The 26,144-nt window shown below is 45.6% G+C and carries 24 protein-coding genes; 17 read left to right on the top strand and 7 right to left on the bottom strand.

The genetic code is table 11. From position 1 onward, the window contains the following. A partial coding sequence (locus BT127_RS01475) for an IS3 family transposase (protein WP_139275342.1) occupies positions 1-243 on the top strand: 243 nt, incomplete at its 5' end. Between the two features lie 92 nt (positions 244-335). Here BT127_RS01475 and BT127_RS01470 read toward each other — a convergent pair. From BT127_RS01470 to BT127_RS01460, 3 genes are read right to left on the bottom strand one after another with little or no spacing between them, the layout of a single operon-like run. Next, the gene (locus BT127_RS01470; RefSeq protein ID WP_075423246.1) at positions 336-635 is read right to left on the bottom strand and encodes a hypothetical protein; all 300 of its coding nucleotides are present in this window, start codon (positions 633-635) and stop codon (positions 336-338) included. Positions 636-646: 11 nt separating this feature from the next. Beyond that, positions 647-1,267 (bottom strand): hypothetical protein, encoded by a 621-nt coding sequence (locus BT127_RS01465; protein ID WP_075423245.1) that lies wholly within the window; start codon positions 1,265-1,267, stop codon positions 647-649. A 24-nt stretch (positions 1,268-1,291) separates the two neighbouring features. Further along, positions 1,292-3,745, bottom strand: a complete 2,454-nt coding sequence (locus BT127_RS01460) for a DUF4832 domain-containing protein (protein ID WP_075423244.1) — start codon at positions 3,743-3,745, stop codon at positions 1,292-1,294. A 405-nt stretch (positions 3,746-4,150) separates the two neighbouring features. On the opposite strand from BT127_RS01460, the gene BT127_RS01455 reads away from it, so the two are divergent. The 8 genes from BT127_RS01455 to BT127_RS01420 all read left to right on the top strand — a co-directional run bounded on the left by BT127_RS01455 (position 4,151) and on the right by BT127_RS01420 (position 12,420). Further along, on the top strand, positions 4,151-5,650 hold the full coding sequence (locus tag BT127_RS01455) for a sensor domain-containing diguanylate cyclase (RefSeq protein ID WP_075423243.1): 1,500 nt from the start codon (positions 4,151-4,153) through the stop codon (positions 5,648-5,650). Further along, positions 5,647-6,912, top strand: coding sequence for an ABC transporter substrate-binding protein (locus BT127_RS01450; protein WP_075423242.1), 1,266 nt, complete (start codon positions 5,647-5,649; stop codon positions 6,910-6,912). The genes BT127_RS01455 and BT127_RS01450 overlap by 4 nt, the downstream gene beginning before the upstream one ends. Before the next feature lie 202 nt (positions 6,913-7,114). After that, a complete protein-coding gene (locus BT127_RS01445; RefSeq protein WP_075423241.1) occupies positions 7,115-8,467 on the top strand; it encodes an ArsB/NhaD family transporter in 1,353 nt (450 codons plus the stop codon). A gap of 27 nt (positions 8,468-8,494) precedes the next feature. Beyond that, a complete protein-coding gene (locus BT127_RS01440) occupies positions 8,495-9,091 on the top strand; it encodes a cytidylate kinase-like family protein (protein ID WP_075423240.1) in 597 nt (198 codons plus the stop codon). 129 nt (positions 9,092-9,220) lie between these two features. Next, a complete protein-coding gene (locus BT127_RS01435) occupies positions 9,221-9,463 on the top strand; it encodes an ACT domain-containing protein (protein ID WP_075423239.1) in 243 nt (80 codons plus the stop codon). Between the two features lie 106 nt (positions 9,464-9,569). Continuing rightward, entirely contained in the window at positions 9,570-10,853 is a 1,284-nt protein-coding gene (locus BT127_RS01430) for an O-acetylhomoserine aminocarboxypropyltransferase/cysteine synthase family protein (RefSeq protein ID WP_075423238.1), read from the top strand. A gap of 224 nt (positions 10,854-11,077) precedes the next feature. Next, on the top strand, positions 11,078-11,599 hold the full coding sequence (locus tag BT127_RS01425) for an ECF transporter S component (protein WP_075423237.1): 522 nt from the start codon (positions 11,078-11,080) through the stop codon (positions 11,597-11,599). A gap of 56 nt (positions 11,600-11,655) precedes the next feature. After that, positions 11,656-12,420, top strand: coding sequence for a tRNA threonylcarbamoyladenosine dehydratase (locus BT127_RS01420; RefSeq protein WP_075423236.1), 765 nt, complete (start codon positions 11,656-11,658; stop codon positions 12,418-12,420). A gap of 42 nt (positions 12,421-12,462) precedes the next feature. Here the strand turns inward: BT127_RS01420 and BT127_RS01415 are convergent, their stop codons facing one another. Continuing rightward, the gene (locus BT127_RS01415) at positions 12,463-14,577 is read right to left on the bottom strand and encodes a metallophosphoesterase (RefSeq protein ID WP_075423235.1); all 2,115 of its coding nucleotides are present in this window, start codon (positions 14,575-14,577) and stop codon (positions 12,463-12,465) included. 175 nt (positions 14,578-14,752) lie between these two features. On the opposite strand from BT127_RS01415, the gene BT127_RS01410 reads away from it, so the two are divergent. Continuing rightward, entirely contained in the window at positions 14,753-15,295 is a 543-nt protein-coding gene (locus tag BT127_RS01410; protein ID WP_075423234.1) for a glutathione peroxidase, read from the top strand. 48 nt (positions 15,296-15,343) lie between these two features. Here the strand turns inward: BT127_RS01410 and BT127_RS01405 are convergent, their stop codons facing one another. Both BT127_RS01405 and BT127_RS01400 read right to left on the bottom strand, forming a co-directional pair. Then, positions 15,344-17,305 carry a dockerin type I repeat-containing protein gene (locus tag BT127_RS01405; RefSeq protein ID WP_075423233.1) on the bottom strand — a complete coding sequence of 654 codons (1,962 nt, stop codon included), beginning with the start codon at positions 17,303-17,305 and terminating at the stop codon, positions 15,344-15,346. A 44-nt stretch (positions 17,306-17,349) separates the two neighbouring features. Beyond that, positions 17,350-17,526: a DUF4250 domain-containing protein gene (locus tag BT127_RS01400; RefSeq protein WP_318257091.1), complete on the bottom strand. Its 177-nt coding sequence runs from the start codon at positions 17,524-17,526 to the stop codon at positions 17,350-17,352. A 215-nt stretch (positions 17,527-17,741) separates the two neighbouring features. Here BT127_RS01400 and BT127_RS01395 point away from each other — a divergent pair, with 215 nt between their 5' ends. From BT127_RS01395 to BT127_RS01365, 7 genes are all read left to right on the top strand, one after another. Beyond that, positions 17,742-17,960: a hypothetical protein gene (locus BT127_RS01395; protein WP_075423231.1), complete on the top strand. Its 219-nt coding sequence runs from the start codon at positions 17,742-17,744 to the stop codon at positions 17,958-17,960. 238 nt (positions 17,961-18,198) lie between these two features. Continuing rightward, entirely contained in the window at positions 18,199-18,696 is a 498-nt protein-coding gene (locus BT127_RS01390) for an NADH-quinone oxidoreductase subunit NuoE family protein (RefSeq protein ID WP_075423230.1), read from the top strand. A 29-nt stretch (positions 18,697-18,725) separates the two neighbouring features. Next, complete coding sequence (locus BT127_RS01385) at positions 18,726-20,624, top strand: NADH-ubiquinone oxidoreductase-F iron-sulfur binding region domain-containing protein (RefSeq protein WP_502687124.1); 1,899 nt, start codon at positions 18,726-18,728, stop codon at positions 20,622-20,624. A 16-nt stretch (positions 20,625-20,640) separates the two neighbouring features. After that, positions 20,641-22,383, top strand: a complete 1,743-nt coding sequence (locus tag BT127_RS01380) for an NADH-dependent [FeFe] hydrogenase, group A6 (RefSeq protein ID WP_075423229.1) — start codon at positions 20,641-20,643, stop codon at positions 22,381-22,383. A 152-nt stretch (positions 22,384-22,535) separates the two neighbouring features. After that, entirely contained in the window at positions 22,536-23,090 is a 555-nt protein-coding gene (locus tag BT127_RS01375) for an RNA polymerase sigma factor (RefSeq protein ID WP_075423228.1), read from the top strand. Beyond that, on the top strand, positions 23,083-23,961 hold the full coding sequence (locus tag BT127_RS01370) for a hypothetical protein (RefSeq protein WP_139275340.1): 879 nt from the start codon (positions 23,083-23,085) through the stop codon (positions 23,959-23,961). Before BT127_RS01375 ends, BT127_RS01370 begins: the two co-directional genes overlap by 8 nt. 310 nt (positions 23,962-24,271) lie before the next feature. Next, the gene (locus BT127_RS01365) at positions 24,272-24,958 is read left to right on the top strand and encodes a DNA alkylation repair protein (protein ID WP_075423226.1); all 687 of its coding nucleotides are present in this window, start codon (positions 24,272-24,274) and stop codon (positions 24,956-24,958) included. A 33-nt stretch (positions 24,959-24,991) separates the two neighbouring features. Here the strand turns inward: BT127_RS01365 and BT127_RS01360 are convergent, their stop codons facing one another. Beyond that, positions 24,992-25,930 (bottom strand): LysR family transcriptional regulator, encoded by a 939-nt coding sequence (locus tag BT127_RS01360; protein WP_075423225.1) that lies wholly within the window; start codon positions 25,928-25,930, stop codon positions 24,992-24,994. Positions 25,931-26,144 lie beyond the last annotated feature (214 nt).

Here is a 26,144-nt window from a genome sequence, read left to right as displayed (position 1 = left end):
AACCTAACTAAATCATACAACATTACGCCGTCAATGTCAAGACGTGGGAACCCATATGATAATGCTTTAGCGGAAAATTTTTTCTCGATCCTAAAAACAGAGTGTATTCACAGGACAAAGATCAAAACATTTGCCGATGCAAGACGGCTCATCGATGATTACATCTACTTTTACAATCACCAGCGCATTCAACTCAAAACAAAACTGACTCCGCTTGAATTGCGAAGCCAGTTCGTAGCTTAATTCTATTTGCCATAGGGGCTTTTTTGTGCTGTACGCACAATGTGGTGCGGTTCACTTATCCTGTGGAGTTTCTTCATTACAGTAGTTTCCGCTCATAATACATCCTTCATCAGAAGTCTTCCTGCATTTATTGCTGCAACAATTCCGACTACAAGCACCGCCAGTGCAGCAGGTATCGGTGCAAACAGGCTGATAATACCGCTTATCAGAGGCGCCAGAGCTATCACTGCAATGAGCTTCGCAAACTGTACTGCGTATTTTTTCTTGTCCTTTATGTCTGCAAACTGACTCTTCGGTATCAGATCCACGGACTTAGCCGCATAGAGTATCCCTGCGTAAATAAGCAGTGCACCTGCAAAAGCAGCGGTCACAAAAAAGTATGCATTTTCCATTTTTTCCTCCTTTACTGCAATCTTTCTATAAGCATCTGATATGCGCTCTTACCCTGATCCTTTGAATCAAGGTCAACATCCTTGGCACTTTCTTTCCACGGTGAATCATCAGGCAGAAGCTGATACGCAATGTTGTGCTGCACCCACTCGTAAGCCATATCCTCCGCAGTTCTGAATGAAGTTCCGTCCGCACCTGGTACAATGTGTACGCTGTTCAGCGCCTGACATATTGTAAGTATATCATACTCATCCTGTATCTTGTATGAATCTGTTATGTGCCAGTTGTCAGGCTCGCACAATGCGTAATATTCCTCGCCGTCATAGGTGAAAACATAATTCTGTCCGAGACCGTCCGCATCGTAAAGTCCGATATCCTCGGGAGAAGATAACAGCGATGAAGGTTCCGTGGGAGGGAGAGTCTCCGCTTCTGTAAAAGGTTCTTCTTCAGCGACTTCCTCTGTCATCTGAGTAGTCTCCGCTTCGGTGAACTCCTCTGCATCGGTAACTTCTTCTGACTCCCGAACAGCCTCCGCAGGCTCATCACTGCCCGAAATAACATTTATATCAGCGCTGCAAGAATAAAGCGCAGATACGCATAAAGCTGCACATATTATTTTTCTAAGATGTTTCATTACTATCCTTTCTTCCGTATCAAATCAGGAAATAACCAGCTTCCTGAGAGCAGTAAGGTCATGGACGTTTATACGTCCGTCGGGGATAATGTCGGCATTCTGCGGAGTCTTTGCGTCTTTTGCGTTCATCAGCCACCTGCTCAGCAGTACAAGGTCCGCTGATGTTATCGCTCCGTCCCCGTTCGTATCACCTGTAAGTCCGCCGCTTATGACATCCAGTACGTTAGCCGCTGTAACTTCCTTGACGATACCGTCCGCCGATGTCAGCTTTACTGTGTAAACTCCCTTGTCGGATGCTGACGCTTTATTAATAGTATAAGTGTCCCCGGAACCGTTCTTCAATGCTGTGCCGTCCTTCATCCACTGATATGACACATTTTCAACAGGAGTCCTTACTCTCAGTGTACTGCTTTCGCCCTCAGCTAAAACAATATCCTTTTCCGCAGTGTAAACCGTCATATCCGCGGGAACTGTAAGCTCCGCAGCCTTTGCATCGCCCATAAGCTTCCAGTCATTTCCGCTGTCCTGCAGAAAGACTCTCAGGTTCTTTATTTCATCTCCTGCACTGATTCCAAATACATCAAAAGGCAGTCTGAACTCTACCATATCGCCCTTCCACTTGCACTCGCATCCATCCCTGTTGTCGTGATTGAAGTAAACGAATCCGTTTGAAGCGTAGTACAGCCAGAAATATTCATTATCATTCTTCGGTACATTCAACTGTATATTGTAAACAGGGGCGGACGAACCTTCGGGCATACGGCTCATCACATAGAGGTATTTCTCATCTGCCCTAACCGATAATGAAGTACCGTTTTCGTTCTTTGCAAGAAGCATATCATCCGTCCACTCGCTGTTATATGTCATAATGCCGTCCACAACAGTCCTGCTTTCGGAACAGAGGAACTCATCGGAAGAAAGTCCTCTGCCCTGAGGAGTTATCCCGTACATCGAATTATCGGCACCCTTGCTGTCCGAAGCGGTTATATCCACACTTCCAAGATAGTTAGCACCAAGTTCGGACTTCCACACATCCTTGTTTGCAAAACGTATGGACCTCAGCGGAAGCTCCGTGAACTCATCGCTGTATCCGCCCATAGTTTCCTTAAGGCAGACGTTCCATTTTCCCGTCCTGATATTGTCGGGCAGCTTTACGGTAAGCTCACTATCGGTCACGGTACAGGAGTCCCAGCTGTGACAGTCGAGGTCAACGGGTACCTTAATGTAAACGCCGTCTCTTTCGAGTATGATATATCCCTGTGTATGGGGCACAGGTGCAGAAAAGCCAGTATTCTCCACGCTGAATTTCAGCTTCAGAAGACCGCCCTGCTGTACGCTGTCCGAAATCTCCGATTTTCTGAGTACGAACCTGTAGCCTAAGTGGTCCCTGATGAACGTGAACACATTCTGTCCGTAATAAGCGGAATTATCGGCATCTACTGTATCAAGTGCGCTGTTGAAGGTATAGTCCTTGTACAGTCCGAAGATATTGCCGTTGATGTAGCTCAGGTGAGTCTTGTACATCTCGGGTATTGCATTTTCGGGCAGGTAGGTATCGTACTTTCTGGCGAAATCGATATTTCCCGAAAACTCTCCGCCGTAGTAGGTCTCGGGAGTAACACTGCTGAGCCAGTTCGTTTCCTTTTTACGGTCGGCAAAAGTACCGAGGTCCGAATCACTGCCCATATATCCGTCATTGTACATACCAACTCGTCGGGAAAGGATACGCTGATCTACGGAATCACTGCTGAGACGTGCCTTTTCGTATAAGTCGGCATCCGTCAGCTGTGAGCGTTTTATCCCTGCCCACTCTGCAAAGGTATCGGGAGTTCTTACCGTAACGGGTATGTTATCCGGGACAGCATCAAGGAGCGCATCGAGCAGCTTTGCCTTGTACTCCAAAGAAGTATATTTACCGCCGTGCTGTTCGCCCCATTTGCCTACAAATCCCGACTCGACAAGCGTTATTATGTCGCTGTAATCTGAAAGTATGCCGCTTTTCTTTATCTGGTCTATATGCGAAAGGACCATATCAAATGACGCAGGTTCGGGGTTTTCTTTTCCGTTGGCATCGTACCTGAACCTCATTCCCACCATGCATCCGTTCCTGCGGCAGTTTTCAAGAGTCTGACGCCATGCAGAGAAGAACGTGTCATCAAGGGGATAGTCCTTACCCTCGGTATAGGTGCCGTCATCGGAAGAAGTACCGTTCGCACCGCAGGAAAATCCGCCTATATCTATGAAAAAAAGAACGAAAGTGCCTGTGGGACTGTAAACGTTCGTTTTGCCCGGAGAACAGTAAGCCCAGACCGTAGAGGTGTAACCTGCGGCAGGGTTCTGTATCGTTTCTACTGTCTCTCTGTAGCTTATACCGCTGTCCTTCATTCCTGCTTCCGCTGCCGCAGTACCCTGTACACTTAATGAAGATAGTACCAGCGCCGCAGAAGCCGCAAGTCCTTTCAGAAGTTTACCGTTCATAGATTTCATTCCTTTCCTGTGTTTTGGATGCGGTTATTGAGTATACATTTATTATAACTGTATTTTCTTTTACAGTCAACAGATAATTCAGAGTTTGCATTTGCTGTCAGAAAATGACGATTGTTCACATAATGTCCATGAATTTGTCGGAGCATTATGGTATAATTGTTTTGCATGTTCAAAAAAAGTCTATATTTACAAGGAAAATTGTTAACAGCTGAAAGGTAAAAAATAACCTGTCAGCGTTATGGCGTGTCTGCATTTACGGACTGCCGTGGGGATCATCAGTATATTCAGGGCTTATTGCTTCACGAATTAAACCTTGCCATACAAAACAGCATTTCTTCCTCATCTCCGTCAGAGTTTAATTAATCGGAGCAATAATAACAAACAAAGGAGCTTGAAATGTCAAAGCGTACTATCGGAAAGCCGAGTATCAAAACCATACGTCGGCTGAAATTCTATATGATAATCGGATATGTTCTTATACTTATCGCGGCTATCATGTCGGTATCATTCCTTTATATGAAAAAGACCGACGAAGTTATTATTAACAAGGTAACAGAAATGTCCTCATCTCTCAGCACTCAGATGAAGCTGAACCTCGAAGGCTATCTTTCTCGTATCGAAACTATCGGTGCACTTGCTTTCGGCGACGAAACCACCTACAGCTATGATGCCACCGATCCCTCAAATGATGAATATGAGGCTATAAGTACAGAAAAACGAATAACAGATAAGCTTTCGAGCCTCTGTATCATGGATAACCTTGTGGATTACGGTATAATCTACAGCAATAACAGAAGCGTCGGAAAGATCTCCAACAGTACCACAACGCTTTTCGGAGAGAATATGTTCAAGGAACTCAGCTCCATGATAACCCGTCACCGTACTAACGACGGCTGGGCAGCAGGATGCAAAGGCGATTACAGACGCATATACTACGTAAAAAGAGTCCACAGCAACGCTATCCTCATTATCTCGTTCTACGTAAAAGAGCTGGAATCTGTATTCGACAGCTCGGAGATAAACGGGAATATGACCGTTCGCCTTGTAGATGACCAGAATAATATCATCTATTCCTTTGAAAGGGATGAGATCGGTACGGAGATAGACACTGCTATAACCGAAAGGACCAAAGATAAAAACTCGGCGGTCATGATGGACGATAAGTACCTTATATCTATCGAGAAGAACGGAAAATGGCATATAGTCACTACCATTGATACTGCTTCTCTCCTTCACGAAAAAAACAATATGCATATTTATATATATCTAACAGCGGCTATTGCGGCTCTGCTCTCTGCACTGATAGCAGTCCGCTTCTCTTTCCGTATAACTGCTCCCGTGACCGATGTGGTCATGCACCTTGATACCAAGGCAAGTATCGATCAGCTTACAGGCGTATTCAACAAGCTGACCTTCGAGGACGCAGTTAATCAGCACTTTGAAAACAGGAAGGATTCCGAAAAATACGCCTTTATTCTTCTTGATCTGGATAACTTCAAGGGAGTCAACGATAATCTCGGTCATGCATACGGCGACCGTGTCCTTGCTAAAACGGGAAGTATCCTCCGCTTTGTTTTCTCCGATGATACCGATATCAGCGGACGTCTCGGCGGTGACGAATTCGGTGCTCTCATGCGTCTCGATGACGAGAGCTCGTTCGACGTTCTCAATCAGAAATGTGCCGATCTCTGCGATGCTTTCAGCACTCACTATACAGGCGATGACGGAAAATACAAGATATCAGCAAGTATCGGTGCCGCTATTTTCCCCGATCACGGCAATAATTTCGCGGATATCTATTCATCTGCGGACAAGGCTCTTTACTACTCAAAGGGCAAAGGCAAAGACACCTACACCATTTATGACGGCGGACATAACAAGGAGGACAAGCAATGAAAAAATTCATAAGGATACCCCTTGCTATGGCTTTGGCAGGTGCAATGCTCTGTTCCTGCGGAGAAAAACAGCAGGTAGTCCACACAAAAACCGAAAAGACCGAGATAACCTTCTCGTGGTGGGGTAACGACTACAGAAATGAATACACCATGTCCGCTATAGAAAAATTCGAGGAGCTTCATCCCGATATCCATGTTAAGTGCAGCTATTCCGAGTGGACAGGCTTCGAGGAACGCAACAGGATACGTATGCTCTCGGGTACCGAAGAGGACGTTATGCAGATAAATATCGGCTGGCTCGATGAATATTCTTCAGACGGCAACGGCTATTTCGACCTTGAAATGCTGAAGGACCATATCGACCTTTCGGGTTTTGATGATAATATGCTGGATTACGGCAGAAAAAACGGCGTACTCAACGCCCTTCCCATTGCAATGAATGCCGAGACCGTATATATAAACAAGTCCATTTATGACAAGTATGGTCTCGATGTCCCAGATACATGGGATGATCTTTACAAAGCGGCAGAAAAAATGAGAGCTGACGGAGTATATCCGCTGGCAGGCTCAAAAAAGTCCATGTGGCTCTACAGCATAGCGTATGCCGAACAGACCTGCCAGAAAAGCATCATGGACTATAACGGACATATCCGCTTCAACGTCAATGAGCTTATGGTAATGATCGATTTCTATGTAGGTCTTGTAGTGGGAAATGTCGTTCCGAAGGTCGAGGACTTCAATAAGCTGAACATAGATAACGGCGTATATGCAGGCACTGTAGGCTGGATAAGCGATGCCATGAACTATTACGGCAAGGCGATTGATAACGGCAGCGAGATAACCGTTGCACCATATACAGCGTGGATGCCCGAAAAAGCAGGCTCAGGCTGGTTCGCTAAGCCTGCAACTCTGTATGCCATAAGCAGAAATACCGAACATCCGCAGGAAGCGGCAATGCTTATGGACTTTCTCCTTAACAGCAGCGATATGGCTGATTATCAGGGACTCGACAAGGGCGTTCCCATAAGCACTCACGCAAGGAACTACCTTGACAGCAAGGGTATGCTCAAAGGACTTCAGTATGATGCGGCTGTTCAGATGGAAAACAACTATATAATAAGCCGCATGGATCCTCAGCTTGAAAACGAAGAAATGATAGAATCCTTCATAGAAGCAAGCAACCTTGTGATATACGATAAGAATACCGTTGCCGAAGCTGCTCTCAGGCTGTTCAAGATATATAATAATATGTATTACGGATGATACAAAATGGAATATTGCCCAAAAATCCGACCTTCAGTCAGTAAAAACAAATGCTTTTCGTGAAATTTGAGAAATTAAGGAAAAAAAGCATTTTTTTCCTTGAAATAAGCTGCGGTTTGTGATATAATTCGATTTAGTGCGTTTTCCGCCTTGGCAGGAAACAGTATCATGAACGTTGAACGTTCAGCTTGGAGGTATTTTTATGGCAGCAGCACAGATCTTCGCTGTGATCATATTCGTTGCGATGTTCCTTCTCATCGTTATGGATAAGATCGAAAGACACATCGTTACTCTCGGCTGCGGACTGCTTACTCTTATCGTTGTATTCGGTATATGTATGAAAAGCGGTTCGGCGGTATGGGACACTCTTGCGATCAAAGACTTCGCCGCGACGAGTTTCTGGTATCAGGTCACCGAGAGCGAAAGCAAAGGTATAAACTGGGCGACTATCCTCTTCATTGCAGGTATGATGGTAATGGTCGAGGGTATGGCAAAAGCAGGATTCTTCCGATGGCTTTGCATGAAGATAGCCTACCTTGTTAAATGTAAGACCATTCCCATATTCATCACCTTTATGGTAATGTCTGCGGTGCTTTCAATGTTCATCGACAGTATCACAGTTATCATGTTCCTTGCAGCTGTAACTATCGAGCTTGCTCAGCTGCTTAAGTTCAACCCCGTACCTATGATCCTTTCAGAGATCTTCTGTGCGAACCTCGGCGGTTCGGCAACTATGTGCGGAGATCCTCCGAATATCATCGTAGGAACTTCTATCGGACTTTCATTCTTCGATTTCCTGATGAATACAGGTCTTGTCGCCGGTATCAGCCTGATCGTTTCTGTTATATTCTTCTATTTTGTATTCCGCAAAGAGATCGTCACAGAAGGCGGCTCGGATGTGGATATGTCGAAATTCCCGAAGCCTTCCGAGGCTATTACAAATAAAAAGGATTTCATCATAAGCAGTATCATTTTCGGTATCGCTGTTATCCTTCTCGTAACTCACGCAACTACTCACCTTACTGTAGCAACTATCGGACTTTTTATCGCTGTGATAACCCTTATCGCAAATGCAAAGCACATCCCCGAGCTGCTCAAAAAGGTCGACTATAAGACACTTCTTTTCTTCGTGGGACTCTTCGTCGTTGTTGCAGGACTCGAAGAAACCGGCATACTTAAACTGATCGCTGACTTCATCGGAAAGATAAGCGGCGGAAATGTTTACGTCATGGTAGCTATCATACTCTGGCTCTCTGCTATTGCAAGCGCCTTTGTTGACAATATCCCGTTTGCTGCTACTATGGTGCCTATCATCGAAAGCCTTGCAGCTACCGCAGGTGTCGATCTTCACACCCTTGCGTGGTCACTCTCTATCGGTACTGACATAGGCGGAAGCGCTACACCTATCGGAGCTTCTGCAAACGTAGTTGGAACATCTGTTGCCGCAAAGAACGGTCATCCTATCGGCTGGGGCAAATACTGCCGCAAGCTTGCACCTGCAACAGTTATAGTACTTGCTATTTCAACAGTCTATATATTCGTAAGATATTTATGATACCCTGAATTGTAAGGAGGTCAGTATATGTCACAGATAATTATTTCAGTGGGAAGAGAGTTCGGAAGCGGCGGAAAAGAGATCGCCGAGGAACTTGCCAAACGATTCGACATACCGTTCTACGACAGATATCTTATCAACGAAATATCCGAGAAAATGGGACTTACTCCCGAAGAAGTCGAAAAGTATGACGAAAAGCCCAAGATGAAGATATTTTCTCGCCGTGTAAACGGTTACAGCAACTCAATAGAGGATAATATAGCTGAAATGGAGTTCAATTTCCTCAGACAGCATGCTGAAAACGGCGATTCATTCGTTGTTGTGGGACGCTGTGCAGAGACTAAGCTCAATGACTTCAAGCAGCTCATCTCACTTTTCATTCTCGGCGACCACGAAGAAAAGGTCAAGAGAGTCATGAAGCTTTACGAGCTTTCGGAAGAGGACGCAAAGCGCTTCATGGAGAAAAAGGACAAAAAGAGAAAGAGCTATCATAACTATCACTGTTCGGGACACTGGGGCGATTCGAGACTTTACGACCTCTCGATAAACAGCTCATGCCTCGGCATTGAGGGTACTGTAGATATGCTTGAAAAGTATATACGTGCCCGTATTGAAAAAAACTGATACGATAAGCGGAAAGCAGAGATGTTTTCCGTTTTTTTATAGATACATACTATAACCAATGATAAAATACCGATATTTCACAAATTGCGAAAGCTGTGGTATAATAACATCAGAAAAGAGGTGACAGTCGTGAACACAACGATTCACATTAAAGTCAGGGACAGGATAGGTCTCGTAAATGAAATAACAGGCATAATAAAAAATCTCGGCATCGGTGTTGTCAAGCACGGCGCTGTAGTTACTATGGACCGCAGCGGCTGTCCGGTTTCGAGTTTCCGTGCAGTCCTTGATATAGGCGACAGCGCAGAATTTCAGCTCCTTACCAAGCGAATGCGACGGATAAAAGGACTTATAAGCATAGAATCAAATTAAAATCATTAAATATGTAGTTATCCTATTGACAAAGTAGGAAATGTATGATATAGTATACTTACTTTATCTATTAAGTAGGAATTTAAATAAAAAGGAGTCGGTTATAATGAGTAACTATAAGTTTGAAACCATACAGATACATGCAGGTCAGGAGTCTCCCGATCCTGCTACGGACGCAAGAGCAGTCCCGATCTATGCTACAACTTCATACGTATTCAAGGATTCTGCTCAGGCAGCTGGACGCTTCGGCCTTACAGAAGGCGGCAACATCTACACCCGCCTCATGAATCCTACCTCGGACGTTTTTGAAAAGCGTATCGCAGCTTTAGAGGGCGGCGTGGGTGCACTGGCTACAGCTTCGGGCTCTGCGGCAATATCCTATGCGATACAGAATATCGCTACAGCAGGCGATCATATCGTTTCATCAGTTGACCTCTACGGAGGAAGCTATAATCTGCTTTCCAACACTCTCCGCGAGCAGGGACTTACTACAACATTCGTTGATCCTTCCGATCCCGAAAACTTCGAGAAGGCTATCAGAGAAAACACTAAGCTTATCTACGCTGAAACTCTCGGCAACCCGAATTCAAACGTCATCGACCTTGAAGCTATCTCCGCTATCGCTCATAAGCACGGCATACCACTTATCGTCGACAATACATTCGCTACACCTTACCTCCTGAGACCTATCGAGCACGGCGCTGATATCGTAGTACACTCCGCTACAAAGTTCATCGGCGGACACGGTACAGTAATGGGCGGAGTTGTTATCGATTCAGGCAAGTTCGACTGGGCACAGAATGACAAGTTCCCGGGACTTTCAAAGCCTAATCCTTCATATCACGGAGTCGTATTCACCGAGGCTTGCGGCAACCTTGCCTATATTCTCAAACTCCGCACAACACTCATGAGAGATCAGGGCGCAACTATCTCCCCTTTCAACTCCTTCCTCCTCCTTCAGGGACTTGAAACACTTTCTCTCCGTCTGGAGCGTCACACCGAAAACGCTCTCAAGGTAGTTGACTTCCTTAAGTCACACCCACAGGTTGAGAAGGTAAACCACCCTTCACTTGCAGAAGGCAGAGAAAAGGAACTCTATGACAGATACTTCCCTAACGGTGCGGCTTCAATATTCACATTCGAGCTGAAAGGCAGTGCAGAGGATGCAAAGAAGTTCACCGAGAGTCTCGAACTCTTCTCGCTCCTTGCAAATGTTGCGGATGTCAAGTCACTTGTTATACATCCTGCTTCAACAACTCACTCACAGATGAGCGAAGAGGAACTGCTTTCAGCAGGTATCAAGCCTAACACAGTCCGTCTTTCTATCGGTACAGAACACATCGACGATATTATTGCGGACCTTCAGCACGGTTTTGATGCAGTAAAGTAATACTTGCATTATAATGCGAAATGTGGTATAATGAATGCAAAGCATTCATTATAATTTATCTGAATCCCCTTGCAGATACGCAAATCTTCGATTTGCTCCCTGCATATCGGGTAATTATACCACAACGCTTCGCTTATGCGGTATAATTCCAAGGGAGCTTATGCTCCCTTGTGTTATGATTGTATGTCTCAGGTGTGTCATAAACCTGAAAAAGAGGTGTTTTTATGAACCATACATCAAACAATAAAACAAGGATACTTACCTTATCGGCTTTAATGGCAGCTATGACCTGCGTTGCCACTATGCTTATACAGATACCTTCTCCCGGTCAGGGATACGTTAATTTAGGCGACTGTATAGTAAATGTTTCCGCATGGCTTCTCGGACCGCTGTTCGGTGCAGCCGCAGCAGGTATAGGCTCGGCACTTGCGGACATCATTTCGGGATATGCTGTCTTCGCTCCTGCAACTCTCGTAATAAAGGCACTTATGGCAGTTGTGTCATTTCATGTATTCAAAACAGTCGAAAAGCACCTTAACCGTACATTCCCCGCAAGGATAATCGCCGCTGTTTCAGCTGAAATAATCATGACAGCGGGATATGTGCTCTATGAAACATTCATTTACGGCTCTTTTGCAGCAGCTGTTTCGGGAGCTTACGGAGACCTTGTTCAGGGATTTATGGGAGTTATAAGCTCGGTTGCTATTTACGAACTCATAATAAAAAGAATACCAAAGAATATATAACATAAAAAGCTTCGGCGGATAGTCGAAGCTTTTATGCGTCAGTACAGGAGGAACATATGTTGGATCAATTTTCAAGGACAGAACTTATTTTCGGCAGTGAAGCTATGGAAAAACTTGCAGCTTCACGGGTTGCCGTGTTCGGAGTTGGCGGTGTAGGCGGATTCGCCGTTGAAGCGCTTGCACGTTCGGGAGTCGGTGCTCTGGACATCATCGATGATGACAAAGTATGTCTTTCCAACCTCAACCGCCAGATCATCGCCCTTCACAGTACTGTTGGAAAGTATAAGGTCGATGTTGCTGCCGAACGCATAAAGGACATCGCTCCAGATTGTAAGGTAAGGACTTACAAGACATTCTATATGCCTGATACTGCCGATCAGTTCGACTTCACAGAATACGATTACATAATCGACGCCATAGACACCGTCACAGGCAAGATAGAGATAATAATGCGCGCAAAGGCCGCAGGTACGCCTGTTATAAGCAGTATGGGCGCAGGAAACAAGGTCGATCCAACAGCTTTCAGAGTTGCGGACATCTATAAGACATCAATGTGTCCCCTTGCCAAGGTAATGCGACACGAAATGAAAAAGCGCGGAGTAAAAAAGCTCAAAGTGGTATACTCCACAGAGCAGTCCATAAAGCCTTACGAACAGCTTTCAGCAAACAGCGACAGTAGTCCCGGCACAAGGAAAGGAACGGGAAAAAAGACTGCTCCCGGTTCAAATGCATTCGTTCCCTCTGTTGCAGGTCTGATAATCGCAGGTGAGGTCATAAAGGACCTTACTTCATTTGATGCTAAAGCAAGAGCAAATATGTAATACAAAAAGGTGATACGGATAACCTCTGTATCACCTTCTTTTTTATGTTATGGATGTAAGTGGTATCTGTTTGAGGTCCCAGCTGCTGTCGGAGTGAAGCGTTATCAGTTCAGCGCCGCGCTGTTTCGTTTCCTTCTCGATACCCGGCATTGCAAGATAATCAATGCTCATGCCGTAGGTAAGGCGTATGCCATTGTATTCAATGGATGCATTGTTGTAGTGGTCATGTCCGCAGAAGAATCCCGTAGTACAGCCAAGTTCAAGCGCTTTGTCAAACATACTGCTGGGATAATCGGAACAGCAGACAAGATCGTTGGTAATACCGCCGTGATCTCCGGGATTCTCTCCGAAGTACCATTTAACCTGATCGCTGCCCTGTAAATAAAGCTCCGTGGCGGTCTTGTATTCCTGAAGCGGTATATGGAAGAATACCATAGAATTGACCTTGTCCCCTGCCTCGGAGTTCATTCGCTCTGTCTCTTTGGCGTACCACTCAACCTGATCGTCATGGATATAGTCATAGACGTTGATGCCTTCGTCCGTATATGCGTTGGAGTCTATCATAAAAAGTCCCGTATTCAGCGAACCGTCGGCATTGCGTATCTCGATGAGCTGATTGTTCCTACCCATGATATCAGGCTGTTTGTAGGGATATAGAAGCGTTCCCGAGGTCTTATAGGACAGAGATTTGTATACGTCATTCAGCTCCTTTTTATTTGCGGAGGCAAGAGTCTCGGTATCGTGATTTCCATAGGTAAATGCCCACGGGATGCCTGTATTTCGCATAAATGCCGCAAACTGTCCCACAGGTGCGGTATTGTTAAGGGACATGGACATGATACCGAGCGGAAAGCAAAGATCTCCCGTTACGACAACAAGATCTGGGTGAGTGTGTTCTATCTCCGCATAGCATGCTTTCAGTGCTTTCATGTCCTTTCGGTAAGAGTAGAGACTTCCGCCGATGTGGATATCGGTCAGGTGGAGTATTTTGAAATCATCCGTTGTTTTGGTAATGGTGTAAACGCCTGTGTCATCATTGTAATCTATCCTGTGAGTGTTATGCTCAACAACGGGAACGGAATTGATGTAGCTCTGTGTGTACCATGTATCCTGCTGAAGGAAGGTAAATCCTGAAACCGCAGTAGCAGCTGCGGCAAAGACCGCTATTCTCGGCTTATTGACCGCTATATTTCTGAACGTTACCTTCTTTCTAAGAGTGATATTATACAGGAGTATCAGCAGTCCGAAAACTACACCTGCTGTCATGAAGACATTTCCCGGATAGGAAATGTTTTTCTTTTCAAGTACCGTAAAAGCAGTTACTGCAAGCCAGTATACTGCGGAAAATGCCGTAATGCCGATAACGTGCTTTTTGTACCTTGATTTTTCGGGAAGTCTTATGCGCTTCTGAAATATCCTGAGACAGAAGATGTTCTTAAGTATCAGAAAAACAGGTATCTCTATCACTATGCTGTTATTGAAGAAGTTTTCCGCAAACTCCGCTGATTTCGAGTTTCCGAATATGTAGAAGCTGAGCTCCGAGAAAAAGAATGTGAAAAGCACCGCAAAAAGCAGTGCGATACTGTTGAGCAGACGCTTGGCGTATTTATCGCTCCTGCTTCTCAGGTAGTTATATGAGTCCGTATCGTACTTGCTTCCCTCAGCGGCTTTTTCGGTCCTGAGATACTTCCTGAATGGTACGGACGCTATGAAGAGGTCCACCGCCATAACTGCTATATTGCCGATAACAGCGGAAGGTCTTGCAGTTATGTTGTAAATTATCCAGAACACCTGAAGCAGTGCAAACACGCAGAATGCCGCAGTTATATACACTCTTACCCTCTGATGCCATATTTCCTTTTTCAGCGGTCGGATATCTACAGCTTCGCTGTCCCCGCGCCACTTTTCAGCACTGTCCGCAGGATAACCTGCAAGCTCCGCCATCTGCGAAAGTCTGCCGTATTTCCCCAGAAGCTCCTCTAAGGCTTCGTCCTCGTGCCTGTCCCCTTTCAGCTTGTCGAATTCTGCGTTAAGTGACTGTTCTATCTTATCCTGCGCCTTTGATATCTCCTCGGAATAAGGGATATCATCGAACATCATATCAACTACCGTTTTGATTTTACGGTTAGGTAAATCCTGCTTATTATGCCGCTTCATTTGCTAAAAAGTCCTTTCTTTAGTCATCTGAATAAAATATACCATAAAAACGGTTTCAAGTCAAGAAATCAAATTTTTATTAATAATGCTTGACAAATGAGAAAAAATAAGATATAATAGTTGTAACAGATAGATTGAACTCAATTAAATCAAGCTAAATCAAGGAGGAATAATTATGACTATTTACGATCACAGCTTCAAGGCTCAGGACGGTTCGGAAGTCTCAATGGCTGACTATAAGGGCAAGGTGCTCCTTATCGTCAACACTGCTACAGGCTGCGGATTTACTCCCCAGTATGACGAGCTTCAGGACATTTACGAGGCATGCAATGAAAAGGGACTCGAAATACTCGATTTCCCGTGCAATCAGTTCGGCGAACAGGCTCCAGGAGATGACGAGGAAATACACTCCTTCTGCACAGGCAGATTCGGAATTACTTTCCCGCAGTTCTCAAAAATCGAGGTGAACGGCGAGAACGCTCTTCCGCTTTTCAAGTATCTGGTAGAGAACAGCAAATTCGAGGGCTTCGGAATGAGTCCCGCAGGACTTGCCATGAACGCAGTTGCCAAGAAAATGGACAAGGACTACAAGAACAACAGCGCTATAAAGTGGAATTTCACCAAGTTCCTCATAAGCAGGGACGGAAAGATACTTGCAAGATTCGAGCCAACTGTACCAATGAAGAAGGTTGCAGAGGCTGTGGAAGCTGCACTGTAAAAAAACGGCGGACATTGCGTCCGCCTTTTTTAATGTTAGAAAAGTATATTACTGATTGTCTTTATTGAGTACCTGTTTGCCGTTGATAAGATAAGAGTAAGGAAGGCTCTTTATCATCTTAGCATCGAGCTGCTGGATAGCAAGTGCATCCATAGCAGTAACTCCGTCGCCGTTATCGAATACATCCGCATTGCGAAGAGCTTCTTCCGAAAGATTGTACTTCTGGCTGTTTGCAACGTACTGGAGTATAACCAGTGCATCTGCAAGGGTTACATCGCCGTCAAGAGTTGCGTCACCGTAGTTCGGAGGCAGAACGTGTACAACTTCAATATCATACTCAAACTTGATTCCCTTTACGAGGATACCGTCGATAACTGCATCACCGCTGAACTTAACAGTGTAGTCTCCGCTTGGCAGCTTAGAGTCAGCATCATAGATATACTCCCATTCAGGTATTTTTGATGTTACGACTACACTCGATGGATCAGGTCTGAACTCGGCAGGCATGTTCTTATAAACGATCTTGCCCATATTCTCACCTGTGTACTCTACAGCTGTCTCATACTCGATAACGAGTCCATCGAAGCTGATCTTCTCGCCCTCTGTGTATGTAGTCCTTGTAGGGTATGTCTTGACCTTTACGAACTTTGCTTCACCATTCTGAGTCTGAACAGGAAAACCTGTTGCTGCAGGAGTAGTTGCAATCTGAGTTTCAGTCTGTATTCCGTGAGTGTCGCCCTCTGTTACAGGCTGAGTTGAAACAGGAATGCCTGTAGGACAGAGTGTAGGCTGAGTTTCAGTAGGTATGCCTGCTGAAGGATTCGGGACAGTTGCAGTAGGTATACCGGCGCTTGATACACCATCATTAGTAACTGTTGTAGTTGTAGGAACTGCAGCAGTTGCAGGAGCAGTTGTTGCAGGAACAGAGCCCTCGGGAGCCCATACAGCTGCGAAACTGATTCCCATTCCCGGAAGCGCACCGTAAACAGTGTAATCATCGCCGGGCTGATAGATATCGCCTGTAGAGTTGTTCTTCCAGCCTGTAAATACATATCCACTCTTGGTTCCCGAGAACTCAGGCACCTTGATAACTTCATCGGTAGCGGTCTGTACTTTAATGATATCAGCTGTCTTTCCTGTACCACCGTTGAACACTACAACATAGTCCCTCGGAGCCCATACAGCAGTATAAGTTACATTCTCGCCGGGTACAGTGATAGTCTTTCCGGGTTCATAGGTCTCGCCGTCAAGATCGCTCTTCCAGCCGACAAGGTTGAATCCGACTCTTGTGAAACGGTTTGCAGCAGCAAGCTCGGTATGAGTATCCTCGTTGCTTGCAGTAACGAATTCTTCCATACCTGTGATACGGTCAACATCACCTGTTATATAGCGGAGCGATGTAACGTGCTTCCAGATAGGCTTTAATTCAAGGTCATGTGCAGGCATTATAATATAAAGAGGAGTCATACCGTCTCCGACGTAATTATGCTCGCCGTCTGTCCAGCCCTTTGTGAAATAATCGCCTGCCTCGATCTTATTCTCATAGATACCGATGACCTGATTTTCTTTTAAAGTAGGTTTTCTGTCGATAAGGTCTTCAGGTCTTACAGCATCCTCTCTGTCGAGAATATACTTAAGTGAATATAACTCCTTATCGTCATCTTTGGTCCATACAGGTTCGATCTTGACTTCTTTAGTACCGTCCTCAAAATCTATGATATCGCCGGCTTTCATGGCGATAATGCCGTCGAGAGTCCATCCCTCGAAGCGATAGCCGTCTTTTTCGAGCTTACCCTCGGGGATCTTAACATAGCCTGTGTTGAGAACAGCTGTCTCGAACAATGTAGGATCGGTCTTTGCAGCGAATGATATATCATCGCTCCAGCAGTCGAAAATAACTGTTACGTCACCTGTTTCCAGTGCTGTAGCAGGAAAAACAGTTCCGACCGAGCAAGCCGACATAATAGCCGCAGAAAACAGAGCTACGGCCTTTCTTGTGAATTTATTCATTGGTCCCTCCCATTCTGACGATATGCCGCTCAGGCATCTTATCGTCATTTAAAACAATTGGTTTCTTCGTTGTAACAGTACCCGATAGCGGCGAGTTTTTTCTCAAGCTCTGCCTGATCGACACCGAGCGTCTTGCAAAGCTCTTCGAGAGAAGGAAACTCATCTCTCAGCTTTGTATTGATATAGCTCAGAAGTATAACAGGATCATTTGGAATACTCAAAATCTTGCCTCCTTTCGACAGGTCTGAACCCGATCAGCAGCCGCAGTGCAGAACAGCTGCCGCCGCAAAGTGAGGAGCAGTGCAAACCTCACAAAATCACGTATCTCTTACAAAAATAAATATACAATACTAATAGCAATTTGTCAATATATTTCAAGTAAGCCTAAATGTTAACTTTTAAGCAATAAGTAAAATCAAGATACAATTCTGCATATATGGAAATAGCAGTAAAACTTAGCAAAAAGCATAATGCTGTCAATAAATATAAAAACAATTTATTAAGCAAAATTATTGATGATTTAATTTTCCCGCAATATATGGCAAAACAACCTGTAAAACAGCAATTTTTGCAAATGACCGTCAGAGCGGCTATAAAGCAACCCTCGGTCAAAGAGTTTCGGCACAAGACAATCGCCTGTCATATCATGCTGTGATATGCAAATTTACGGCATTTGTTGCAGTTGGCTAATTAGTTAGTTAGTACATACTAACCTATTTTTATTGTATTATCTTGTGCAAAATGCACATCAAATTTGTTGCGAATTAGTGCATTTTGTTGATAGAAATTTTTCTTATTATATGTTATAATACATTAAGATATGTGGAATGAAATATGCTTTGCTATATGGAATCGTTATTTCTTTCACAGAATAAAAAGGAGGTCCATCTCACATGAATTCAGCTAAATCTACTGTTCCTTTTAAGGGCACTCCCGAACAGGAAGCTCAGCTTCTGGCAGTTATCGCGGAGAAGAAGGATACTCAGGGCGCACTTATGCCTATCCTTCAGAAAGCACAGGAAATATACGGCTATCTCCCGATAGAGGTACAGAAAATTATTTCCGATAACACTGGTATACCCCTTGAGAAGATCTATGGCGTAGTTACTTTCTATGCTCAGTTCTCACTCTATCCCAAGGGCGAGTATACCATTTCTGTCTGTCTTGGTACAGCCTGCTATGTTAAGGGCTCAGGAGATATCTACAATAAGCTCCAGGAAAAGCTCGGTATCGCAGGCGGCGAATGTACTCCTGACGGTAAATTCTCACTGGAAGCATGCCGCTGCATAGGTGCCTGCGGACTCGCTCCCGTTCTCACTGTCAATGAAGATGTTTACGGACGTCTTACTGTTGACGATGTAGAAAAGATACTCAATAAATATACTGCATAAACTATAATTACCGTATAGGAGGTTAACTTATGAAGACTCTTGAAGAACTCAAGGTTGTCAGAGAATCAATGGAGGGCGAGGTTGCTCTCAGAACCCATGGCAACGCTTCTTCAAAATATGAAAGACATGTACTTGTCTGCGGCGGTACAGGATGTACATCATCAGGTTCCCCCAAGATCATAGAGAAGCTGGAGGAAGAACTCAAATCAAACGGCCTTGCTGAAAAGGTACAGATCGTAAAGACAGGATGTTTCGGTCTCTGCGAAAGAGGTCCTATCATGATCGTTTATCCTGAGGGTTCTTTCTATTCACGTGTTAATGTTGATGAGATCCCGCGTATCGTTAAAGAACACCTCGTTGAGGGTAATCCTGTAAAGGAATTCCTCTATGAGGAAACTGTTGACGGCGACAATATCAAGGCTCTTGATGATACCGATTTCTATAAGAAGCAGCACCGTGTTGCTCTCAGAAACTGCGGCGTTATCAACCCTGAGAATATAAATGAGTACATAGGCCGTGAGGGTTATCAGGCTCTCGGCAAGGTGCTCACAGAGATGACTCCTGAGGATGTAATCCAGACTATCCTCGATTCAGGTCTCCGCGGAAGAGGAGGCGGCGGCTTCCCGACAGGTATGAAGTGGAAGCTTGCAAGAAATATCGTTCCTAATGCAGATCAGAAGTATGTCTGCTGTAACGCTGACGAGGGCGACCCGGGTGCATTCATGGACCGTTCAGTTCTCGAAGGCGATCCACACGTTGTTCTTGAAGCTATGTCTATCGCAGGTTATGCTATAGGCGCTACTCAGGGTTACATCTACGTTCGTGCAGAGTATCCTATCGCTGTTGAGCGTCTTAACATCGCTATCAAGCAGGCTCGTGAAGCAGGTATGCTCGGCAAGAACATCTTCGGCACAGACTTCTGCTTCGATATAGACCTCCGTCTCGGCGCAGGTGCTTTCGTCTGCGGTGAGGAAACTGCTCTTATGACTTCTATCGAAGGCAACCGCGGTGAGCCTCGTCCAAGACCTCCTTTCCCTGCTGAAAAAGGTCTTTTCCAGAAGCCAACTATCCTCAATAACGTTGAGACTTATGCTAATATCCCACAGATCATCCTCAAGGGAGCTGACTGGTTCGCTTCAATGGGTACTGAGAAGTCAAAGGGTACTAAGGTATTCGCTCTCGGCGGCAAGATCAAGAATACAGGTCTCGTTGAGATCCCGATGGGTACTACACTCCGCGAAGTTATCGAAGAGATCGGCGGCGGCATCCCGAACGGCAAGAAGTTCAAGGCTGCTCAGACAGGTGGTCCTTCAGGCGGTTGTATCCCTGCTGAACACTTCGATATCCCGATCGACTATGATAACCTCATCAGCATCGGCTCTATGATGGGTTCAGGCGGACTTATCGTTATGGACGAGGATAACTGTATGGTCGATATCGCTAAGTTCTTCCTCGAATTCACTGTTGACGAGTCCTGCGGTAAGTGTACACCATGCCGTATCGGTACTAAGAGAATGTGGGAGATACTCGACCGCATCACCAAGGGTAAGGGTACTCTTGAGGATCTTGATAAGCTCGAGGAACTCGCTTACCACATCAAGGCTAACTCACTCTGCGGTCTCGGACAGACTGCTCCTAACCCAGTTCTCTCCACACTCAGATGCTTCCGTGATGAGTATATCGCTCACGTTGTTGACAAGAAGTGTCCTGCAGGCGTATGTAAGGACCTCCTCAGCTACGAGATCGAGAAGGATAAGTGCTTCGGCTGCGGAATGTGTGCTAAGCAGTGTCCTGCTGAGGCTATCACTGTTACAGATTACACTGCACCCGGCAAGAAGAAGCCTGCATACAGCATCGATAAGGACAAGTGCGTAAAGTGCGGCGCTTGTATCGCAACCTGCAAGTTCAAGGCGATCATCAAGAAGTAAGCGGAGGAATTAATCAATGGAAAATATTACAGTTAAAATAAATGGTGCTGAGATCTCCGTTCCTAAGGGCACTACTGTTCTTGAGGCTGCTCATATGGCAGGTATCGAGATCCCTACACTTTGTTACATGAAAGAGATCAACGAGATCGGTGCTTGCCGTATCTGCGTTACTGAGGTAAACGAGGGCAGAGGCTTCCGCCTTGTTGCTGCCTGCGTATATCCTTGCTCTCCTAATATGGAAATTCTCACAAGCTCACCTAAGGTTATCGAGTCTCGCAAAAAGACTCTCGAGCTCATCCTTTCAACTCACGACAGAAAGTGCCTCTCATGCGTAAGAAGCGGCAACTGCGAGCTTCAGAAGCTCTGCCGCGACTACGGTGTTGAGGATGCTTCAAAGTATGACGGCGTTAACAACGTTTATGAAGTTGACAATACTGCTGCTCATATGTACCGCGATAACAACAAGTGTATCCTCTGCCGCCGCTGCGTAGCAGTTTGTGCAAAGACTCAGGGTATCGGCGTTATCGGTGCTAACGAGCGTGGTTTCCAGACATACATCGGCTCTGCTTTCGATATGGGCCTTGGCGAAACAAGCTGCGTATCTTGCGGACAGTGTATCGCTGTATGTCCTGTTGGTGCTCTCTCTGAGAAGGACTTCACTAAGGACGTTATGGCTGCTATCGCAGATCCCGAGAAGACTGTTCTCGTACAGACAGCTCCTGCTGTTCGTGCAGGTCTCGGCGAGTGCTTCGGCAATCCTATCGGTACAAACGCAGAGGGCAAGATGGTTGCAGCTCTCCGCAGACTCGGCTTCGATAAGGTATTCGATACAGACTTCTCTGCTGACCTTACTATCATGGAAGAAGCTAACGAATTCATTGAGCGTGTTCAGAACGGCGGTAAGCTCCCGATGATCACATCATGCTCACCTGGATGGGTAAAGTTCTGCGAGCACTACTATCCTGATCTTCTCGATCACCTTTCAACATGTAAGTCACCACAGCAGATGTTCGGTGCTACAGCTAAGACATATTATGCTCAGAAGATGGGCATTGATCCTAAGAATATCGTTATGGTATCTATCATGCCTTGTACAGCTAAGAAGTTCGAGATCGGCAGACCTGATCAGAGCGCTGCAGGCGTACCTGACGTTGATTTCGCTCTTACAACACGTGAGCTCGGCAGAATGATCGAGCGCGCAGGCATCAACTTCAACGCACTTCCTGAAGAGAAGTTCGACGATCCGCTCGGAATCTCAACAGGTGCAGGCGTTATCTTCGGTGCTACAGGCGGTGTTATGGAGGCTGCTCTCAGAACAGCTGTTCATACTCTTACAGGCGAGACAGTTACAGACCTCCCTGAGGTTCGTGGTACAAAGGATATCAAGGAAGCTACTTACAAGGTTGGCGACCTCGATGTTAACGTACTCGTAACAAGCGGCCTTGCAAATGCACGTAAGGTTCTCGACAGCATCAGAGACGGCAGCTGCAATGCTCAGTTCATCGAGATCATGGCTTGTCCCGGCGGCTGTGTAAACGGCGGCGGTCAGCCACAGGTTGCAATGGGTATCAGAAACTTCGTTGATATCCGTGAGGAGCGTGCAAAGGTTCTCTACAACCTTGATAAGTCAATGCCTCTCCGTCAGTCACATAACAATCCGGCTATCAAGCAGGTTTACGAGGAATTCTTCGAGAAGCCAGGCAGCCATAAGGCTCACGAGGTTCTCCACACTTCTTACGTAAAGAGAAGCGTTAACTAATAAATAGCTTTTAATTCAGCCGAGGGTATTTATTACCCTCGGTTTTTTTATCCCCTTTTCAGGAAAATTTCTGTTTCAGTGAAATATTCCTTCCGCAAATTCGAGTATATTAGTGAGAGGACCTCAAAGCCTTACGAAAGGAGGCTTATCCAATGGATAATGCATTGATAATGGAACTGCTCCGCAGCAGGGACGAAAGAGCGCTCGCTGAACTCAAGCGGAAATACGATAAGCTGTGCTTATGCGTTGCAGGAAACCTTCTTTCTCAGCGTGAGGATGCCGAGGAGTGCGTGAATTCCGCATATTTTGACGTGTGGAACAATATCCCTCCAGATTCCCCCGAAGACCTTAAGACCTACCTTTGCCGCATCGTGAAGAACAAGGCGATAGACAAGCTGAAATACAACTTCGCAGAAAAGCGCAATCCCACTATGGCTGTTTCACTGGACGAGCTTGCGGAATGTCTACCTGCGGACAGCGACGACAGTATCTCCGCAAGAAAGCTTGCCGGAGATATCAGCAGATTTCTGAAAACACAGGACGAAAAATACAGAAAGGTATTCATCAGAAGGTACTGGTACGGCGATTCACTGGCGGATATATCGGGACATTACGGCATCAATGAGAAAACTGTAGCTACATATCTCTTCCGCACGAGAAAGAAACTGAGAGAATTTTTGAGGAAAGAGGGCTATGAATATGAATAAAGTGAAAATTATAGAAACTATGAGCCTTTTGGATGACGAGCTCATAGGTGAAGCTTCGGTCAATGCCGATACTGCCGATGAGACTGTCGGCGAAAATATCTCTGTTACGGGAGTTGAAGCCTACAGACCGAATAAATGGCGCAGATTCGCACTTATAGCGGCATCCTTCCTGCTGATAGCGGGAGTTGGTGCAGGAGGAAAGCTTATGATCGACAACCGCGCACCTATGCTCCCCGATGACACTCCGACCATGCCATTTGCAACTGAAGCAGCTACCGAACCACGGACCGCTGAGGAGACTGAAGCGGTACATACAGAGAAGCCGAGTTCAGCCGCTGTTGCAGTAAAAACCGAAAAAGCCGCCGTACAGACAGCTTCGGCGACTGTTGCTGTGACCGAACCCGAAAAGGAAACTCAGCCCGACGAAAAGGCAGAGGAGGAAGTTATCGAACAGACTACTGTGGGAGACATAACGGAAGAAACCGAGCAGATACCTTCAACAACAAACGACCTTGTGCTGAGAGAAATAGTTCCGAAACCCACAGAAAGTCAGATGATCATACAGTCAGATGAAACACCAACTCAGCCAATAGTAAGTCAACCTGATGAATTTGCAAACTTCGATATCTTCAATAGTCTTGCAGGTCTGAGTTACGCTCCTTACACCTGTGACGGACTGCCCGAGTATGTGCTTAATGCTCCTGATGGAACCATATACTGGTTGAATTTGAGCAGCGGCTGGGTATGGAGAAGAACTCCCGATATGGGCGCATTTGAAGAGCATCATGAAGGATACATGACACAAACACAGATAGATTATCTCAAACAACATGGAACAGAAGTAGGAATGTATCCGACTGTATGGAATTAATAACAAAAAGGACGTCCCTGCGGCGTCCTTTCTGCTTTCCAAAAAGGTTGGATCCATCAGGGAACGCCCTCTCTTGCAGGGCGTTCCCTCTTTCAAAACAGTCCACCGGACTGTTTTGAAATTCACCCTTTGCGGGGCGCTTCGTATTGCAGGGCTCTGCCCTGCACCCGCCAAAGGCTCTGCCTTTGGAATCCGCTAAAGGGATGGTATCCCTTTAGAATCCCCGAATTAATGGTTTCATGCTTTTTCTGTTGCTATTGAAGTCAAAATATGATACAATAATATAAACTACTTGAAAAGAGGAACCGCCATGACAGTTACCGAAATGATAAAACAGTACGCAAATGAAAAAGACGCCGAATTCGTCGCAAAACTTATCCCCGATAAGGAAAGAGAACTCTTCCTCGGTGTAAAGACTCCGCCACTAAAGGCGCTTGCAAAGGAACTTGTCTCGGATGGCAGGGCTGAGGACTTCCTTGCAGAGCTTCCCCACCGCTACTTCGAGGAGTATCAGCTCCATGCATTTATCATATCGATAATAAAAGACTACAGCAAGGCGCTGGATCTTACTGAGCAGTTCCTGCCATACGTTGACAACTGGGCGACCTGCGACCAGCTTCGTCCCACCGCCTTCAAGAAGCACAGGTCAGAACTCATTGAACACGTAAGACACTGGATAGCCTCGGAGCACACCTACACCAAGCGCTTCGGACTTGGTATGCTCATGGTACATTACCTCGATTCGGACTTCCTCCCCGAATACACCGACCTTGCGGCATCCGTAAGAAGTGACGAGTATTACGTCAACATGATGACAGCGTGGTACTTCGCAACAGCACTGGCAAAACAGTACGATACTGCGGTGAAGTACATCGAAGAGCGCCGCCTTGCACCGTGGGTACACAACAAGGCGATACAGAAAGCAAGGGAGAGTTTCCGCGTGACCGACGAGCATAAGGAGTATCTGAAAAGCCTTAAGATAATCGGAGTAAAATAAAGACCGCCGACGCAGTGCCGGCGGAATTTCATCCTATTTATCAGCGGAAATGAGTTCATCCGAGATGCCGAGGTAGTTTTTCAGTTCATCCAGATATATCTCCGCCATACGGCTCAGTATCACGTTTTTCAGCGTTATATAGCCGATCTCCATAGTTTCTTCATCGGAACCGCTGTCAAACGGCACTGCTTTATAATCGCTTCCGTTCAGCTCCTCGCAGATGATTCCCGAGCAAAGTGTATAACCGTTCAGACCGATCATGAGATTGAGCATGGTCGCTCTGTCATTTGCCTTGATTATACGCTGGTATTCGTTGGTGCTGAGTATCTCCTCCGCAAGATAGAAGGTGCTGTGATCGCCCTGTTCAAATGAAAGACATGGATAGTCGATAAGCTGCTCGAAGGTTATCGACTTTTCGTTTGCAAGTGGATGACCGTTCCAGAGGTAGACATATGCACCGCAAACCGTAAGAGGGTGGAACACAAGACCATTTGCCGACAGCATCTTTGTAATGGACTTGCGGTTGAAGTCGTTGCGGTAGATTATACCGAGCTCGCTTCGCATATTTGCCACATCGCTGATTATTTCGGCAGTTTTTGTCTCTCTTATTGCAAACTCATACTTCGCCATATCGAACTTCTTTACCATTTCAACGAAGGCTTTTACTGCGAAGGAGTAGTGCTGAGTCGAAACTCCGAACTTTTTCTTGATGTTCACTCCGCCCATATATTTTTCTGCCAGAACGTCGAACTGTCCGCACACCTGACGTGCATACTGTATGAACTCAGCACCGTCATTGGTAAGAGTAACTCCCCTGCCGCTTCTGTTGAATATCTTTATGCCTATCTCCTTTTCGAGTTCCTGTATCGACGAAGTAAGAGAAGGCTGGGAAACGTAAAGCTGTGCGGCAGCCTTGTTCATCGAGCCTGTTTCGGAAATAACTATAGTATATTTAAGCTGTTGAAGCGTCATAGAAATTGCTCCTTTCATTTATCCCTATTTAACCTATATGTATTATATCAATTTAGTGTCAGGTTGTCAATAGTAAAAAATGAGTTTCGGCAGGATAAACATTTTTTATTCAGCTATAACACTCCCCTATAAGTCATAATTACATACTGAAAATCTTCCTAAGCCGCATGGCAAAAAAGTTGTGCCCCGAAGCATTTCACAGTACCGCTTCAGG

This window comes from Ruminococcus sp. XPD3002, assembly GCA_900119535.1.
In the GTDB taxonomy this organism is placed as follows: domain Bacteria; phylum Bacillota; class Clostridia; order Oscillospirales; family Ruminococcaceae; genus Ruminococcus; species Ruminococcus flavefaciens_H.
This window is presented reverse-complemented; position numbering and strand designations above follow the sequence as displayed.

Bases quoted from the DNA above. Each gene is read 5' to 3' on its own strand.
- BT127_RS01470 (WP_075423246.1), bottom strand. From the start codon at position 635: ATGGAAAATGCATACTTTTTTGTGACCGCTGCTTTTGCAGGTGCACTG.
- BT127_RS01465 (WP_075423245.1), bottom strand. From the start codon at position 1,267: ATGAAACATCTTAGAAAAATAATATGTGCAGCTTTATGCGTATCTGCG.
- BT127_RS01460 (WP_075423244.1), bottom strand. From the start codon at position 3,745: ATGAACGGTAAACTTCTGAAAGGACTTGCGGCTTCTGCGGCGCTGGTA.
- BT127_RS01455 (WP_075423243.1), top strand. From the start codon at position 4,151: ATGTCAAAGCGTACTATCGGAAAGCCGAGTATCAAAACCATACGTCGG.
- BT127_RS01450 (WP_075423242.1), top strand. From the start codon at position 5,647: ATGAAAAAATTCATAAGGATACCCCTTGCTATGGCTTTGGCAGGTGCA.
- BT127_RS01445 (WP_075423241.1), top strand. From the start codon at position 7,115: ATGGCAGCAGCACAGATCTTCGCTGTGATCATATTCGTTGCGATGTTC.
- BT127_RS01440 (WP_075423240.1), top strand. From the start codon at position 8,495: ATGTCACAGATAATTATTTCAGTGGGAAGAGAGTTCGGAAGCGGCGGA.
- BT127_RS01430 (WP_075423238.1), top strand. From the start codon at position 9,570: ATGAGTAACTATAAGTTTGAAACCATACAGATACATGCAGGTCAGGAG.
- BT127_RS01425 (WP_075423237.1), top strand. From the start codon at position 11,078: ATGAACCATACATCAAACAATAAAACAAGGATACTTACCTTATCGGCT.
- BT127_RS01420 (WP_075423236.1), top strand. From the start codon at position 11,656: ATGTTGGATCAATTTTCAAGGACAGAACTTATTTTCGGCAGTGAAGCT.
- BT127_RS01415 (WP_075423235.1), bottom strand. From the start codon at position 14,577: ATGAAGCGGCATAATAAGCAGGATTTACCTAACCGTAAAATCAAAACG.
- BT127_RS01410 (WP_075423234.1), top strand. From the start codon at position 14,753: ATGACTATTTACGATCACAGCTTCAAGGCTCAGGACGGTTCGGAAGTC.
- BT127_RS01405 (WP_075423233.1), bottom strand. From the start codon at position 17,305: ATGAATAAATTCACAAGAAAGGCCGTAGCTCTGTTTTCTGCGGCTATT.
- BT127_RS01395 (WP_075423231.1), top strand. From the start codon at position 17,742: ATGGAAATAGCAGTAAAACTTAGCAAAAAGCATAATGCTGTCAATAAA.
- BT127_RS01390 (WP_075423230.1), top strand. From the start codon at position 18,199: ATGAATTCAGCTAAATCTACTGTTCCTTTTAAGGGCACTCCCGAACAG.
- BT127_RS01385 (WP_502687124.1), top strand. From the start codon at position 18,726: ATGAAGACTCTTGAAGAACTCAAGGTTGTCAGAGAATCAATGGAGGGC.
- BT127_RS01380 (WP_075423229.1), top strand. From the start codon at position 20,641: ATGGAAAATATTACAGTTAAAATAAATGGTGCTGAGATCTCCGTTCCT.
- BT127_RS01375 (WP_075423228.1), top strand. From the start codon at position 22,536: ATGGATAATGCATTGATAATGGAACTGCTCCGCAGCAGGGACGAAAGA.
- BT127_RS01370 (WP_139275340.1), top strand. From the start codon at position 23,083: ATGAATAAAGTGAAAATTATAGAAACTATGAGCCTTTTGGATGACGAG.
- BT127_RS01365 (WP_075423226.1), top strand. From the start codon at position 24,272: ATGACAGTTACCGAAATGATAAAACAGTACGCAAATGAAAAAGACGCC.
- BT127_RS01360 (WP_075423225.1), bottom strand. From the start codon at position 25,930: ATGACGCTTCAACAGCTTAAATATACTATAGTTATTTCCGAAACAGGC.